The organism is Streptomyces sp. NPDC047000 (assembly GCF_040644295.1).
GTDB lineage: Bacteria > Actinomycetota > Actinomycetes > Streptomycetales > Streptomycetaceae > Streptomyces.
In genome coordinates, this window is the sequence record NZ_JBEYWE010000016.1 from 120,645 (window position 1) to 136,576 (window position 15,932).

The 15,932-nt window shown below is 70.2% G+C and carries 10 protein-coding genes and 1 pseudogene; 8 read left to right on the forward strand and 3 right to left on the reverse strand.

Annotated elements, in window-relative coordinates; translation table 11 throughout:
* Positions 1–94 precede the first annotated feature (94 nt).
* Positions 95–4,810 (reverse strand): caspase family protein, encoded by a 4,716-nt coding sequence (locus tag ABZ862_RS24200; RefSeq protein WP_360961484.1) that lies wholly within the window; start codon positions 4,808–4,810, stop codon positions 95–97.
* Between the two features lie 3 nt (positions 4,811–4,813).
* Positions 4,814–5,185 (reverse strand): hypothetical protein, encoded by a 372-nt coding sequence (locus ABZ862_RS24205; protein ID WP_360961487.1) that lies wholly within the window; start codon positions 5,183–5,185, stop codon positions 4,814–4,816.
* 434 nt (positions 5,186–5,619) lie between these two features.
* Here ABZ862_RS24205 and ABZ862_RS24210 point away from each other — a divergent pair, with 434 nt between their 5' ends.
* Positions 5,620–6,189 (forward strand): GNAT family N-acetyltransferase, encoded by a 570-nt coding sequence (locus tag ABZ862_RS24210; RefSeq protein ID WP_360961490.1) that lies wholly within the window; start codon positions 5,620–5,622, stop codon positions 6,187–6,189.
* 39 nt (positions 6,190–6,228) lie between these two features.
* Here the strand turns inward: ABZ862_RS24210 and ABZ862_RS24215 are convergent, their stop codons facing one another.
* A complete protein-coding gene (locus ABZ862_RS24215) occupies positions 6,229–6,783 on the reverse strand; it encodes a DUF4760 domain-containing protein (protein ID WP_360961493.1) in 555 nt (184 codons plus the stop codon).
* A 377-nt stretch (positions 6,784–7,160) separates the two neighbouring features.
* Between ABZ862_RS24215 and ABZ862_RS24220 the strand changes: the two are divergent.
* The 7 genes and pseudogenes from ABZ862_RS24220 to ABZ862_RS24250 form a co-directional block, all read left to right on the forward strand.
* A pseudogene (locus ABZ862_RS24220) lies at positions 7,161–7,778 on the forward strand (erythromycin esterase family protein); the annotation flags it as partial.
* 82 nt (positions 7,779–7,860) lie between these two features.
* A complete protein-coding gene (locus ABZ862_RS24225) occupies positions 7,861–8,340 on the forward strand; it encodes a serine hydrolase (RefSeq protein ID WP_360961602.1) in 480 nt (159 codons plus the stop codon).
* Between the two features lie 155 nt (positions 8,341–8,495).
* Positions 8,496–9,413: an amidohydrolase family protein gene (locus ABZ862_RS24230; protein ID WP_360961605.1), complete on the forward strand. Its 918-nt coding sequence runs from the start codon at positions 8,496–8,498 to the stop codon at positions 9,411–9,413.
* A 155-nt stretch (positions 9,414–9,568) separates the two neighbouring features.
* Positions 9,569–10,309 carry a response regulator transcription factor gene (locus ABZ862_RS24235; protein ID WP_360961496.1) on the forward strand — a complete coding sequence of 247 codons (741 nt, stop codon included), beginning with the start codon at positions 9,569–9,571 and terminating at the stop codon, positions 10,307–10,309.
* Positions 10,306–11,949, forward strand: a complete 1,644-nt coding sequence (locus ABZ862_RS24240; RefSeq protein ID WP_360961499.1) for a HAMP domain-containing sensor histidine kinase — start codon at positions 10,306–10,308, stop codon at positions 11,947–11,949. Before ABZ862_RS24235 ends, ABZ862_RS24240 begins: the two co-directional genes overlap by 4 nt.
* Positions 11,950–11,963: 14 nt before the next feature.
* Entirely contained in the window at positions 11,964–13,511 is a 1,548-nt protein-coding gene (locus tag ABZ862_RS24245; protein ID WP_360961502.1) for a glycosyltransferase, read from the forward strand.
* Positions 13,512–13,732: 221 nt separating this feature from the next.
* Positions 13,733–15,865, forward strand: a complete 2,133-nt coding sequence (locus ABZ862_RS24250; protein ID WP_360961505.1) for a glycosyltransferase family 39 protein — start codon at positions 13,733–13,735, stop codon at positions 15,863–15,865.
* Positions 15,866–15,932 lie beyond the last annotated feature (67 nt).

Sequence of the window (15,932 nt, forward strand, 5' to 3'; positions counted from 1 at the left end):
CGATCACAAGCTTGACCGGCACCGATGACGGCAGTCGCGGGCACGGGTCGGCCGCTGGGGGCACGGGCCGGTGACCACTGATCGCATGCTGTGATCACCGCTCGTTCAGCCGGGCTTTCAGCTCCCGCAGCCGTTCGCTCCAGACGCAGACCAGCTGATGGAAGCCACCCGCGCTGCGGTCGCGAGCCGATTGCAGCCGTGACTCGGCGAGGTGCAGCCAGCCGTGCTGATTCCCGCTCTCCGCGGGGAAGGGAGAAGCGGAAGAGGTGAGTTCCGCGGCCCAGGTGATGGTTTGTCCGCGCAAGAAGGCGGTGTCGACCCATTCATGGCCGGAGACCATCTCCATCACCCTGCGTCCGTTGAAGCAGTTGTACGCGCGCCATGCGCCGGCGAGTGCTGCTTCCGGATCCCGTTCCGCGGTGAGTATCGAGTGCCGCAGGTAGAGGCTCCCCAGAGACCTCAGTGCATCGACATCCGTGAAATGCTTCTCCACGAGGTCGTCCACGGCAAAGACGTCCAGAGCATCAGCCGGTTCACGCGCTCCCTCGTCCTCCGGGCGGTGTTCCTCGCCGCCGCCCGCCTTGCCGGGATCCGCCGTCCGCTGCCGGCGTTCGTCGAGGTAGGGGCCGGAGTTGCCGACGTAGTCGTCACCGAGGAACTCCGCGAACGTGGAGTCGGCCATGCCCCAGTCCACCGGACTGTTCAGTTCGAGGGCGATACGGGCGGACAGCAGAGACACCCGGTGCGTCTGTGAGTGGAGTGCGGTGACCTGCCGCAGAAGATCCGCGGCCATGCGCAATGCGCTCTCCCGTTCCTCGGTGGCCAGCCCCTCCTGATGGAGTGACTGACTCAGCAGGCATTCGGAGGCATCGATCATGTCCCGGCGGAAGCGGTCACCGTCGGTCTCCTCCCGGACCGACTTGATGTACAGCTGAGCGGCTTTCCCGTACTCCCAGATGTACCGGTGATAGGACGCACGGGTTCGCCTGACGCTCAGGTCCCGCGGGAATTTCTTTTCGGCGTCGGCCAGGAGTTTCCAGACAGGGCCGTGATCCACTTCGAGGGGATGCCTGCCGTAGATGGCGCTCCAGCGCTGGTATTCACGGCTGAGCCTGATGCGGGCGTCGTACAGAGCCCATGTCGGCCCGTAGACGCGTTCGTGCGTCAGCAGCGCGTTCAGGCGGATCCGGTTGACCTGGTCCATCCGTGTCTGCTCGGGGGAACGACCGGTGTTCCAGGTGAGGCGTGTGGGCTGGTTCCGCAGTGCGACTGACAGGCTGCCCTCCCGACGCCAGTCGCCGTCCAGACACCACAGGTGCAGCAGGGCCATCGCATGGTTCCCGTACCGCGCCTCCTGGCTGCTGTCGAGCCAGCTGCGGATCTCCGCGACCGCCTTGGCGTGCTCGGGAGAGGGGTTCCGTCCCTGGCCGTCCCCGAACCATTCCTCCGAGAGGCGTAGCAGACGGAGCCAGATCCTGTGCGTGCGCGCGGAGGGGAAGTCCTTCGCGGCCTGCCGGGCGATCTGGATGCCTTGCCGCAGTTTCGGTCGGGCCGCGGACGGTTCGTTGCGCTCCAGGAGTGCGTGGGCCAGGAACGCGTGTGCCTCCGCGAGCTCGGCCATGTGCTCCACGTCCATGACGGGGGCAGGGCCCATTCCCTGGTCCGGCCGTGGTGGTTGCAGGAGGGTGAGGACCTGCCTGGCACCCTCGTACTGCAACTCGGAGTCGGCATGCCGGGCGTGTACTCTGCGCAGGAAACGGGATGCCTCGGCGAGCAGCGGCGTTCCCCACTCGTTCCGGGGTCCCCAGACGTCCTCCAGCGTGGACAGGGTCGCGTTGCCGAGGTCCAGCCGTTCCCGGTCGTCGCGGATCTCCTGTGCGTACGCATACGCGCTGGTCAGGAGATTCCGCGTCCACTGATGCAGGCGCTCGGGCATGTCAGTGGCCAGGAGCGTGTTTTCTTTGGCGAGGCTGTACGCCGTGTGCGCGGCGGTCTGCCGCTCGTCCGCGGTCATCGCCGTCGCACGGCGCAGCCCGGCCATCCGATAGGCGAGCCAGTTGCGGGTCTGCCGGGCCTTCGCGTCAGGAGCCGGAGGCAGCATGACGAGAAGCTGCTCCGCCCACCGGATCGTGTCACCGACGGAGTCCAGGTCACTGGCCGCGACCTGGGAGGCAGCCGTGTTCAGGGTCCAGGACACGGACCAGAGCAGGTGATTGAGCCGGGCGTCCGCCCGGCCGTCCTGCTGGGCGGCCAACTGCCGCGCCAGCCGTACCCGGGCGGGAACGATCTCGGCGAAGACACGATGCCGCCTCGCCCCGTGGAAGCCGCACTGGTCGACCGCGCGCAGGATGTGCCAGGGGATGTCCCCACGGCATGCCTCCAGAAGACGTACCGCGTGGTCGAACAGGTGAATGAAGATCTTGCCTGTGTTCGCCTCCTTCGCGGAGGCACGGGATGCCAGATTGAGGCGTCCGGCCGTGGCGTACAGCTCGTCGATCCGTTCCCATGACCACGCGCCGGTGTCGGCGGCCGTCTCGTCCTCGGCGGTCCGTGAGCCGACCGCCGAGGCAGCGGGTTCCTTCGTGCTGTCCTGTGGAACCGGTGACGTGCCGGCGGACCAGGTCTCGATCGTCTGTGCCACGGGGAGCAGGGGCGCTTCCGCGGACTGGCTGTTGACGTAGAGGCCGAGCCGGTCGCGCAGTCCCGCCAGCGCGTGGGGGACATGGCGGTCGAGCCATCCCGTCGCCCGGCGCAGCGACTCGATGACCTGGAGCAGTACCTCGTCCGACGACGCGTCCGACCGCCCGTCCGGCAGTACCGCGGTCCCCAGCCGCTGGGCTGCGGTGGTGAGCCGCCGGTCGAGTTCGTCGAGGGCTCGGTCCGTCCCGGATCCGCCGGCGGGACCGACCGCGTCCAACAGCTCTTTCCTGAGCGCTGCCCGGCTCACCAGGCTGATCTCGAAGCAGGGGACGTGCTCTGCCGGGGAATCGGAGCCGGCCACGGGCCGCCAGGGAATGACGACTCCGTCGTGGTAGAGGACTCGCACCGTGTCCTTCGGCAACCCGAGAGCGCGCAGGACGTCGAGGGAGAGCGGCAGCTTCTCGACGACGCCCCACACGGTGAGGACGGACCGCGCGTGCGCGGTGTCCTCGCTCCGCATCGTGGACCACGCCCTGTCCAGTGCTTCTTTGACGGTCGGGATCGCGGCATTCACCAGAGCGTTGTCGACCTCCCCGGGCGCGACTTCCTGCACAGTTCCGTGGTCGGTGCGGCGACCGGCGAGAAAGCTGTCGAAGTCGTCCTCGCGATGCTGGCGAGCCACCAGCCGGACGGCGCGTTCGATGATCCCGGGGCGGCGGGCGAAGTTGTCATGGACGAGCTCCAGCGCGTTCACGTCTGTGACGAGGTTCTCGTCGGTCAGCCAGTCACCGATCAGAAGCAGGGCGTCGGACGTGTTCAGTTCAGGCACGGTGACCGGTCGAGGCCACCAGCGGCCTCCGTCGAGTTCGACGGGGTCACCGGTCTCCACGAGGACGGCCGCCCGTCTGAAGACATCCTGCTTCAGCAACTCGTCCAGCTCACGGACGACTTCGGGGCGTGACAGATCGATGCGCGAGGCCTTGACGACGAGGATCAGGCTTCTGCCCTTGACCTGCCGGGGCAGAACGAGACCGAACAGGCTGTCGGCTCTGCGTTCGGCGACCACCGAGAGATCACTGTCGTCCAGGGTCTGGTGCAGTGCTCGGGCGATCGCCTCGAGAAGGGGCTGCTCAGCTGCCGAGCTGGGCTCGATCTCCAGTACCACGGGCGGAAAGGGAAGCGGGCTGAGCGTATCGGCCCGGTCGACGAGTGCGGTGAGCAGCGCGGACTTGCCTACCAGTTCTCCTCCGGTCACCGGGAGGACCTGACCCGCTCGCACCCTCCGGCCGACTTCGCCCAGCAGGTCTTCACGGCCGAGGAACGGAGTGGGCAGCGGCAGAGGGTCGGGGCCCAGGTACCGGATCCGGTCGGCCTGTTCCGGTGTGCGTACGCCGTTGTGCGGTGCGGGCACCGAAAGGTCTGCCGGTTCGTAGAACTGGTCGTACCCGCGGTTGTTCACCCAGGGCAGTTCACCCACCGGCGATCCATTGGTCACCGGCTGGGGATACCCCTCGCCGGTGAGCAGACCGTCGATACGCGCCAGAAGCTGGGCCGGAGTCCAGAATTCCTGATCAGGGGGGCCGTCGTTCGCGAGGCATCGGAGCAGGGCGCGTCCGAAGGCCGTGAACTCGTGGTCCTCGGGCGCCTTGGCCGTTCTGTTCGCTTCGCAGGCCGCGATGACGTAGCAGCCCTCGGGCACCTCGCCGTGGACGTGCTGTTCGAAGGGCAGGGCGCCCATGGCCAGCCCGGCATGACAGCAGTCGATCAGCGCGAGCTTGCTGCTCGCGCCTCCCGCGTCCACCGCCTGCATCAGTTCGGCGAACTCGAGCATGGTGTTCGTCTCGGAGGCTGAGGAATGCGGGAGCGGCAACAACAGCCGCCCCTTCACGTTGACGCCGTGCCCCCCGAAGTAGAGGACGAAGCATTCTTCTGCGGCCTGGGACGCCTCACGCACGATTTCGAGCAGTTCCTCACGAGTGCAGTCGTGTGCGTCGACCACCTGACAGTGGCCGTGGCTGATTCCCCAGACGCTGAGATCGCGCAGCTGCTTCTTGAGCCCCCTGGCCGTGCGCGCTGTCGCGTGGAGGTCGGTGAACTTCGCATCGGTGAAGGTGCTGGATGCGATGAGAACGGCTCGCGATCTATTTGCACTCGGCGGCTTGTGAGTCATGAACTACTCGAGCGTGTCACGCAGTTTGCGAAGCAAAGCCTCCGCTGTCTCGAGATCTCGTGCCTCGATGGTGACCGTCTTGGTGCCGTCCGGAGCGTCGGCGCGCTCGACACGGAGCGCCGGCCTGTCCTCCACCGGACCGGAGTCGCCCCTCGACCTCCAGTAGTCGACGAGCGACTGCGCCAGAACGCTGATCAACCCCGCGTCCATGGTGAAGTGCAGACAGTCCGTCAACACCCCCATCTCACCCGCACCGGTGGCGACGTGCTCACGCGCGATCACCACACGCCGCAGACCCCGTTCGGCCTTGAGCCAGTCCTCAAGTGTCTCCAGTCCGTCCGCATCGGCGTTCACCAGACGAAGTGCGATCCTCACTTGCCCCCCTGAACTAACGATTCGTCACACATTTAGGCTACCAGGTGCCTTACGGGGCGGACTTGCTCCATATCACCTTCGCCTGCCACGGTCGGAATGCCGGGGACGGCGCGTCCGGACCCTTCCGTTCGAGCGCGTCAATGCCCATGAAGCTGATGGAAGCCCGTGCCGGTCGAAGTTCATGGAGGAGGTATTTCCCGGCAGGTGTCCCGGCGCGTCATTCCGGCAGTTCACCGTTTCGGCCAGTGGGACTTGCCGTGATCGTGCGGCGGCTCGGAGAACGCGCCGGATTGCCACAGGCGCTTGTACGACCGCATTCCCCGGAGGTTCGAACGGCCCGTGAGCCCGCCCGGCGTGACAGGTCTCCTGGCAGTACTTACGGTACTCACCGACGGCGCGGCAGCGCTGTCCGTCCGACAGGGGAACGAGCCTCAGTGAGAATCACCGCGGCCCAGCCGCAGGACCTGTCCACGCTGCTCGCCTTCCGTGAGGAGGCGGCGGCCTGGTTGTCCCGTCGCGGCACCGACCAGTGGCAGCGGCCCTATCCCGCCGAGAAGCTGCTGGAGTCCATCGAGGCCGGGAGCGTCTTCCTGGTTCTCGACGGGGTGGCGACGGTGGCGGCCGTCACCGTGACCCCCGATGCGGAACCGGGCCTCTGGCCGGAGGCGGAGCTGTCGGAGCCCTCCCTGTTCGTCGGCAAACTCTCTGTCACGCGGAGCCGTGCCGGGCGGAACGTCGGGGGCCGGCTGCTCGACTGGGCCGGGGACCGTGCCTGCCGGGCGGGCGCCAAGTGGCTCCGGCTGGACGCGTGGACGACGAACACGGATCTGCAGGCGTACTACGTCCGCCAAGGGTTCGGGCATGTCAGGACGGTCCTGGACGGAAAGGCCGTCGGCGGAGGCCCTCGCGTCTCGGGCTGGCTCGCCCAGCGCCCGGCCTGTCCCGCCGCGCATCACGGGTTGGTGGACGAGACCCCGGATCCCGAACCTCTCCGCGGAGTCTGAAGCAGGCGCCTGCCACGCCCGTTCTACGGTGCCGCAGGTCTACGGTGCCGCAGGCGACTGCGAGGGCAGCAGCCCGTCACCGGCGGCGGGGGCGGGCGGACGACGCGGGGTCATGCGATGGGCCAGCCACTCCAGGTTCTCCCACACGCGGGGTTCACCGTGCCGTTCCCGCTGCGCTTCGGCCCATGGCCGGTAGTTGTTCCAGACCGCGAGGACGATACCGCCCCACGCCTCGTCGATCACATCCCGGTCGAAGGCGTCCGTCTGCGCTCCGACAGCCAGGAAGTTGAACGTCGTCAGGTAGGCGGTGATCAGCTTGGTCGTGTCGTCGTCACCCGACAGCGAGCGGCTGATCAAGGCCGCGATCCCGGCCTCGTCCCGTTCATGCGGTATGCCCTCGTCGAACAGCAGCTTCCGCCGGTCCATGTTGGCGGTGAGGTACTCCATGGTCGCCTGTTTACGGCGCCGGTCGTGATCCTGTTCGGTGCTGCGCGACAGCAGGATCAGCTGCCACGCCACGGCCGCGAACGCCACGACGCTGACGAGCAGCGACCCGAAAGACGCGACCAACGACCACGATTCATACGACGTCACGGCCGAACACTCTACGGAAGACGCCCTGCCGGCGGGGGGCGTTCCCGACATCACGGGCCGCGTCGTCGTGATCAGCGGTCACCGCCGCCGTCGGCGGCGGTTCGTCCACCGCCGGACGGGTGCACCGGGTCGGTGCGGAGCACTGCTCGTACGCATCCTGCCGACGGTTCTCACCGGCGTCCGTACGGGTGCGGTCCGGTCAGAGGGAGCGCCACGTCCCGACCCCTGGTCTCCCGGCCGGCCATGTACGCCACTCGGGTCAAAACGGCCGTGCCGGGCGGCGGGAACCGGTGACGTCCGGCCATGCTGATCCGGGGGGTACGCCGGACTCCGGTCCACCGGACTCCAGGACTCCGTGAGAAAGGGCGTCCCGTCCCATGCAGCCCCTTTCCTCCGCTCCCCCGCCCGCGCCGTTCCGCCGTCGGGACCGGTCCCGACGGGTCCTGGCCGGGTTCGTTCCCGCGCTGCTGCTCACCGTGCTGTCCGTGGTCCGCGGTCCCGCCGCCGCCCGCGCGGACGGGGCGGCGGTCTCCCCGGATCCGGCCGCCGTCGCCGCCGGGCTGACCCGGGCCGCGCGTCCGCTGGTCGGCACGGAGCCGGCCGGTCCCGCGGCCGATCTCGCCCCGCTGGGGCGCGCGGTCGGCTCCTCCGTGATCGTGGGCCTGGGCGAGGCCACCCACGGCACGCATCAGTTCTTCACCCTCCAGGACCGCGTCTTCCGCTACCTGGTGCGGCACAAGGACTTCACGTCCTTCGCCCGGGAGGCGGGCTGGAACGCCGGACTGCGCATCGACGACTGGGTGCTCACCGACCGCGGTGACATCCGGCAGATCATGCGGGAGGTCTTCCAGAGTTCGGACCGCCTCTGGAACAACCAGGAGTACCTCGACCTGTTCCGCTGGATGCGGGCCTACAACACGCGGCACGTCCAGAAGGTGCACTTCACCGGCAACGACATCGCCCCCGTCGAGCCGCAGCTCTACGACAGGGTGCTCACCTACGTCGGCCGTCACCTCCCGCGGCTGTACCCGGACGTCGCCCGGCTGTACCGGGGTCACCCGCCGGATCCTGCGCCCCCTGGGCCTCGCCGCCACGTCCTTCCCCGGCTGCTCGCCCCTCCTCCCCGCCCCGCGCCTGCACGGCTACACCAGGCCGGACCCGTCCGGACCGCGGATCCAGGACGTCACGGACTACAACCCGTCCTTCGCCGCGGGCAACGGCGACATGATCTCCACGGTCGGTGACCTCGACCGCTTCGACTCCGCCCTGCTCGGCGGCCGGCTGCTCCCCGCCCGGCTGCTCACCCTGATGCTGACCCCGACCCCGGGCTCCTTCCCCGGCACCGACACGTTCCGCTACGGCTTCGGCGTGGTCGTCGCCCGCACCCCGTGCGGGGTCACCGTCTACGGCAACGCCGGTTCGATCCAGGGCTACCAGACGTGGATGAGCGGCACCGCCGGCGGCCGGCACACCCTGTCCTTCGCCCTCGGCAACGACTGGCTCGACCCGACCGGCACCGTCGTCGACGCGATCACCGGGGAGTACTGCGCCCGTTGAGACGCCCGCGCGCACGACCGCGGACACGCCGGCCTCTCCGGCCCCTTCGGCAGGAGGCCGCGGGGGTTCAGGACGGGCTGTTCCGACCCGTGGGAGGGGATGGACTCGACGGGGTGACTCGGCCGATCGTGAGGAACATGAGAGATCAGCCCCGCATGCCCGCCGACATGCCCGCCCGCACCCCCGCCGGTACGTCCGCCGACATCGCCGACGTGCGTCGCTTCCGGGAGCGGCTCGGGCTGCCCGGGTTCGTCGACGTGCACACCCACTTCATGCCCCACCAGGTGCTGAGAAAGGTGTGGGGCTACTTCGACGCCCTCGGGCCGCTCACCGGTGGCATCGAGTGGCCGATCCGGTACCGCCACGAGGAGGACGAACGAGCCGCGCTGCTGCGGGAGTTCGGCGTGCGGGCGTTCACCGCGATGCTGTACCCGCACAAGCCGGGAATGGCGCGGTGGCTGAACGAGTGGGCCGCCGGGTTCGCCCGGCGCACCCCGGACTGCCTGCACACCTCGACCTTCTTCCCCGAGGCCGGTGCCGAGGAGTATGTGGCGGAGGCCCTCGACGCGGGTGCCCGGGTGTTCAAGGCCCATGTGCAGGTCGGGGCCTACGATCCCGCCGATCCCCTGCTCGACCGGACCTGGGGGCTGCTGGCCGAGGCGGGCACTCCGGTCGTGGTCCACTGCGGTTCGGGGCCCGCGCCCGGCAAGCACACCGGTCCCGGGCCGGTCGGGCGGGTGCTGGCCCGGCATCCCCGGCTGCGGCTGGTCGTCGCACACCTCGGAATGCCCGAGTACGAGGACTTCCTCGGCCTCGCCGAGCGGTACGCGGAGGTGCGGCTGGACACGACGATGGCGTTCACCGGCTTCGGGGAGCGGCTCGCGGCGTTCCCGCGGCGGGCGCTGCCCCGTCTCGCGGATCTGGGTGACAAGGTCCTGCTGGGCTCGGACTTCCCCAACATCCCCTATCCGTACGGCGAACAGCTGCACGCGCTGGAGCGGCTCGGGCTCGGGGACGCGTGGCTGCGGTCCGTGTGCCACGACAACGGCGCGAAACTGTTCGGCATCCGGTAGTCCCGGCGGCTCCGGTAGTCCCGGCGGCTCCGGTAGTCCCGGCGGGGCCGGATAGGACCGGCCCAGGGGTTCCCTGAGAGGTGCCTGTGAGGTTCTCAGAGAAATCACAGATTTCTGAAAGGGTGTTCTCAGAGGACCCGGACAAGGTGTGCACTATGACCACGACCTCGCCCCAGGGGCGCACCGAACTGCTGAGGCCGGACGGGAGCCCCGTCCGCGTGCTGGTGGTGGACGACGAGTTGTCGATCACCGAGCTTCTGTCCATGGCCCTCCGCTACGAGGGCTGGCAGATACGCAGCGCGGGCGACGGGCAGGGCGCCCTCCACACCGCTCGCGAGTTCCGTCCGGACGCCGTCGTCCTCGACATGATGCTCCCGGACATGGACGGGCTGGCCGTGCTCGGCCGGCTGCGCCGCGAACTGCCCGACGTGCCGGTGCTGTTCCTGACGGCCAAGGACGCGGTGGAGGACCGTATCGCCGGGCTCACCGCGGGCGGCGACGACTATGTCACCAAGCCGTTCAGCCTGGAGGAGGTCGTGGCGCGGCTGCGCGGGCTGATCCGGCGCTCCGGGGCCGCCGACCGCCGCTCCGACTCCGTACTGGTGGTCGGGGACCTGACGCTCGACGAGGACAGCCACGAGGTCTCGCGCGCCGGGACGGACATCCACCTCACCGCGACCGAGTTCGAGCTGCTGCGCTTCCTGATGCGCAACCCGCGGCGGGTGCTGAGCAAGGCTCAGATCCTGGACCGGGTGTGGTCGTACGACTTCGGCGGCCAGGCCAACGTGGTCGAGCTCTACATCTCGTACCTCCGCCGCAAGATAGACGCCGGCCGGGAGCCGATGATTCACACGCGGCGCGGGGCCGGTTACCTGATCAAGCCCGCCGTGTCATGAGCGGACGGCGACGGCCACGGCCGCGTGCGCAGGCGCGACGAGCGCGCAAGCCGCGCACCCTGCGGACGCGGCTCGTCGTCGCGTCCGTGGTGCTGATCGCGGTGGTGTGCGCGGTGATCGGCACGGTGACGACGCTGGCACTGCGCTCGCACCTCTACGACCAGCTCGGCAACCAGCTCGTCGAGGTCGCGGCCCGCGCGGGCGGCGGCTTCCGGCCGCCCGGCGACCAGCAGCCCAAGAACGGTGCCGCCGCGCTGCCGGACCAGAACGGCCAGCAGCAGAAGGTCCTCAGCCTCAGCGACTTCGTCACCAAGGGCCCCCAGCCGCAGTACACCGTCGCGGCGAGCGTCGAGGACGGCCGGGTCACCGAGGGCAAGGTCGGCAAGAAGACGAAGAACAGCAGCGGCGTCCCCGTCATGAGCAGCGGCTCCCTGAAGCAGCCGCAGCTGGCCGCCCTCAACTCCGTGCCGAAGGACGGCAAGCAGCACACCGTCGACGTACCCGGCCTCGGCCAGTACCGCGTGCAGTACACCACCGGCCCCAACGGCACGTTCTACGTCGGCATCCCGACCACGGACGCCGACAGCACCGTCAACGCCCTCATCCTCGCCGAGGTGAGTGTCACCGCCGCCGGCCTGATCGCCGCCGCCCTCGCCGGGACGGTCATCGTCGGCGTCGCCACCCGCCCGCTGCGCAAGGTGGCCGCGACGGCGACCCGGGTCTCCGAACTCCCCCTGCACACCGGCGAGGTGAACCTCAGCGAGCGGGTCCCGGAGTCCGAGACCGACCAGCACACCGAGGTCGGCCAGGTCGGCGCCGCGCTCAACCGGATGCTCGACCATGTGCACGGCGCGCTGCACGCCCGCCAGCAGAGCGAGATGCGGGTACGGCAGTTCGTCGCGGACGCCAGCCACGAGCTGCGCACCCCCCTCGCCTCGATCCGCGGGTACGCCGAGCTGACCCGGCGCGGACGGGAGCAGGTCGGGCCGGACACCCGGCACGCGCTGGGCCGTATCGAGTCCGAGGCGGGCCGGATGACGCTGCTCGTCGAGGACCTGCTGCTGCTCGCCCGGCTGGACGCCGGACGGCCCCTCCAGTTCGAGCAGACCGACCTGATCCCGCTGGTCGTCGACACCATCAGCGACACCCGCGCGGCCGGCATGGGCCACAACTGGCGCCTCGACCTGCCCGACGAACCGGCCCTGGTGGCCGCGGACGCGGCCCGTATCCAGCAGGTGCTGGTCAATCTGCTGGGCAACGCCCGCAAGCACACCCCGCCCGGCACCACCGTCACCGCACGCGTCCAGCGGCGCGGGCCGTGGATGTGCATCGACGTCGAGGACAACGGCCAGGGCATCCAGCCCGAGTTGCTGCCGCACGTCTTCGAGCGGTTCGCGCGCGGCGACTCGGCGCGTTCGCGGGCCACCGGTTCGACCGGTCTGGGCCTGGCCATCGTGCAGGCCGTGGCGACCGCGCACGGCGGCGCCGTGACCGTCGACAGCGTCCCGGGGTGCACCAGGTTCACCGTGCACCTGCCCGCCCTGGCCCCCGCCGTGCCGCATCCGGCGCCCGAAACGAACTGGCAATCACACTCACAGGCGCAGCACAGTGCCACCACATGGGTGCAACAGGGCGCTTGACGAGAGTCGGTGTCATGCGAACCGATTCTTCTCCCGGCACCCTGCCGGCGCGGGAGCACCTCCCGGCCGGTAACGCCGGTACGCCTGTCCTGGACGTAGTGATCCCCGTCTACAACGAGGAGAAGGACCTCCAGCCATGTGTGCTCAGACTGCACGAGCACCTCGCCCGCACCTTCCCGTACGCGTTCCGCATCACGATCGCGGACAACGCGTCCACGGACACCACCCCGCAGGTGGCGGCACGGCTGGCGGCCCAGGTCCCGGAGGTCGTCAACTTCCGGCTGGAGCAGAAGGGCCGCGGCCGGGCCCTGCGGACCGTGTGGTCCGCCTCGGACGCACCCGTCCTCGCGTACATGGACGTCGACCTGTCCACCGACCTCAACGCCCTGCTGCCGCTGGTGGCGCCGCTGATCTCGGGCCACTCGGACCTGGCGATCGGCTCCCGGCTCTCCCGCAGCTCCCGTGTGGTGCGCGGCACGAAGCGGGAGTTCATCAGCCGCACCTACAACCTGATCCTGCGCGGCTCGCTCCAGGCCCGTTTCTCGGACGCGCAGTGCGGGTTCAAGGCGATCCGCCGTGACGTCGCCCAGGCGCTGCTGCCGCTGGTGGAGGACACCGGCTGGTTCTTCGACACCGAGATGCTGGTGCTGGCCGAGCGGGCCGGACTGCGCATCCACGAGGTGCCGGTGGACTGGGTCGACGACCCCGACTCCACCGTCCACATCGTCCAGACGGCGACCGACGACCTGAAGGGGGTGCTGCGGGTGGGCAAGGCCCTGGCCACCGGTTCGCTGCCGCTGGACCGGCTCGCCCGGCCCTTCGGCGACGACCCGCGCGACCGCGACATCCAGGACGTCCCCAAGGGCCTGGCCCGGCAGCTCGTCGGCTTCTGCGTCATCGGCGTCCTGTCGACCCTCTTCTACCTGCTGCTGTACAGCGGCTTCCGCACCTTCTGCGGCTCCCAGGTCGCCAACGCGCTCGCCCTGCTCGTCTCGGCGGTCGCCAACACGGCGGCGAACCGGCGGCTCACCTTCGGGGTGCGCGGGCGCGGCAGTGCCGTCCGGCACCAGGCGCAGGGCCTGGTCGTCTTCGCCATCGGCCTGGCGCTGACCAGCGGCTCGCTCGCCGCCCTGAACGCGGCGAGCGACCACCCGGCGCACTCCACCGAGCTCGCGGTGCTGGTCGCGGCCAACCTCGCGGCGACCGTGCTGCGCTTCCTGCTCTTCCGGGCGTGGGTTTTCCCCGACCGGGGGGAGACCGGCGGCCCGTCGTCGCCGGTGATCGCCTCGCACACCCCGGTGCCGGTCCCGGCCCAGGCCCCGTCGCCCCAGGTGTACGCCGCGTCGGCGCCCGCGCCCGGCCCGTACGGCGGCGACCTGCCGTACCGGTACGGCGGCTCCTACGCCACCCCGCCCCAGACGCCTCAGGCACCTCAGGCCTCCCAGACCTCCCAGGCCCCCCGGTTCCGTGCCGGTGACGCCGTGGACGGCACCTGGAAGGACGTGACGATGCCGCTTCAGCCGGTGCGTCCGCACGACACCGATCCGAGGGACCCGCGATGACCACGCACTACGACCCCACGGCCCGTCCGGGGGACACGGATCCCTCGGCGGCCACCTCGGCCCCTCCGGCCACCTCGACTTCTCCGGCCTCTTCGGCTCCTTCAGCTCCTTCGACCCCTTCGGCTCCTTCAGGCTGGGGGCCACCCCGGATCACCGCGCCTGAGCCACCTCCGGCCGCGGCCCCGGTCCCGGCGTCGCAGGAGCCCGTCGCTCCCGCCCCGGTGCCCGCCCCCGCCGCGGGGGAGCCGAAGCAGCCCTTCGGGCGGCGGCTGTGGCGCGGCCGGCCCGAGGACCCGCGCTGGGCGCGCCCGGCCTTCCTCGGCCTGCTGGCCGCGACCCTCCTGCTGTACCTGTACAACCTCAGCGCCTCCGGCTACGCCAACTCCTTCTACTCGGCGGCCGTCCAGGCGGGCAGCAAGTCCTGGAAGGCGTTCTTCTTCGGCTCGCTGGACGCGGGCAACGCGATCACCGTCGACAAGCCCCCGGCCTCGCTGTGGCCGATGGAGCTGTCGGTGCGGATCTTCGGGCTCGACTCGTGGGCGATCCTGGCCCCCGAGGTGCTGATGGGCGTGGCCACGGTCGCGGTCGTCTACGCGTCCGTACGGCGCCGGTTCAGCCCGGCGGCCGGTCTGATCGCGGGCGCGGTCCTCGCGCTCACCCCGGTCGCGGCGCTGATGTTCCGGTTCAACAACCCGGACGCGATGCTGGCGCTGCTGATGGCGGTGGCCTGCTACTTCGTGGTCCGCGCGCTGGAGGACGGCCGGACCAGGTGGCTGCTCTGGGCGGGTGTCGCGATCGGCTTCGCGTTCCTCGCCAAGACGCTCCAGGCGTTCCTGATCCTGCCGCCGCTGGCGATCGTCTACGCGGTGTGCGCGCCGGTGCCGGTGAAGAGGCGCTTCGCGCAGCTGGCCGCGGCGACCGGCGCGCTGGTGGTGTCCGGCGGCTGGTGGGTCGCGATCGTCGAGCTGTGGCCCGCCTCGTCCCGTCCGTACATCGGCGGCTCGCAGAACAACAGCTTCCTCGAGCTGACCTTCGGCTACAACGGCTTCGGCCGGCTGAGCGGCGACGAGACCGGCAGCGTCGGCGGCGGTGGCGGCGGTACCGGCACCGGGCAGTGGGGCGAGACCGGCTGGAACCGGATGTTCAACTCCGAGATCGGCAGCCAGATCTCGTGGCTGCTCCCCGCCGCGCTGATCCTGCTCGTCGCGGGCCTGGTGGCCACGCGCAAGGCCCGGCGCACCTCGGTGACCCGGGGCGCGTTCCTGGTGTGGGGCGGCTCGCTGGTGATGACCATGGTCGTCTTCAGCTACATGGCGGGCATCTTCCACCAGTACTACACGGTGGCCCTCGCCCCCTACATGGCGGCCGTGATCGGCATGGGCGCCGGACTGCTGTGGGAGAAGCGCCGGGAGACCTGGGTGTCCCTCACCCTGGCCGCCTCGGTCGTCGCCGCCGCGGCCTGGGGCTACGTCCTGCTCAACCGCACCTCCGACTACCTGCCCTGGCTGAAGTGGCTGGTCCTGATCGGCGGTCTGACCAGTGCCCTCGGCCTGATCTTCGCGGGGCGCGTCACCCGGCAGGTGGCCCTCGCGGCGGCGTCCGCGGGCCTGATCGCCGCGCTCGCCGGTCCCACGGCGTACACCCTCAGCACCGTGCAGGAGGGCCACACCGGGTCCATCGTCACGGCCGGTCCGGCGGCCGCCGGCATGATGGGCGGCGGTCCCGGCGGCGGTGGCCGCGGCGGGTTCGGCGGGCAGATGCCGGGCCGGAACCAGCAGGGCCAGAACGGTCAGACCGGCCAGAACGGTCAGAACGGTCAGCAGGGCAACGGCAACGGCTTCCCGGGCGGCGGGATGCCCGGCCAGAACCAGCAGAACGGCAACGGCAGCACGCAGGGCCAGGGTCAGAACGGCAACGGCTTCCCCGGCGGCGCCGCGACCGGCGAGGGCGGCGGTACGGCCGGCGGCGGTGCCGGCGGTCTGCTGAACGGCGCGAGTGTCTCCGACGCGGCGAAGAAGCTGCTGGAGAAGAACGCCGGGCACTACACCTGGGTGGCCGCGTCGGTCGGCTCGCAGAACGCCGCGAGCTACCAGCTCGCCACCGGCGACCCGGTCATGGCGATCGGCGGCTTCAACGGCACCGACCCGTCACCGACGCTGGCGCAGTTCAAGGCGTACGTGGCCGCGGGGAAGATCCACTACTTCATCTCCGGCGGCGGCATGGGAGGCGGCATGGGCGGCAGCTCCAGCGGCACCTCCTCGCAGATCAGCTCGTGGGTGCAGAGCAACTTCAAGAAGGTCACGGTCGGTTCGGCCACCTTCTACGACCTCACGCAGAAGACGAGCGGGAGCTGAGAGGGGTTCATGAACGGCAGCCGGTGAGCCGCGGCTCGAGAGCGGGAGCCGACGGCGGCGACGGAGG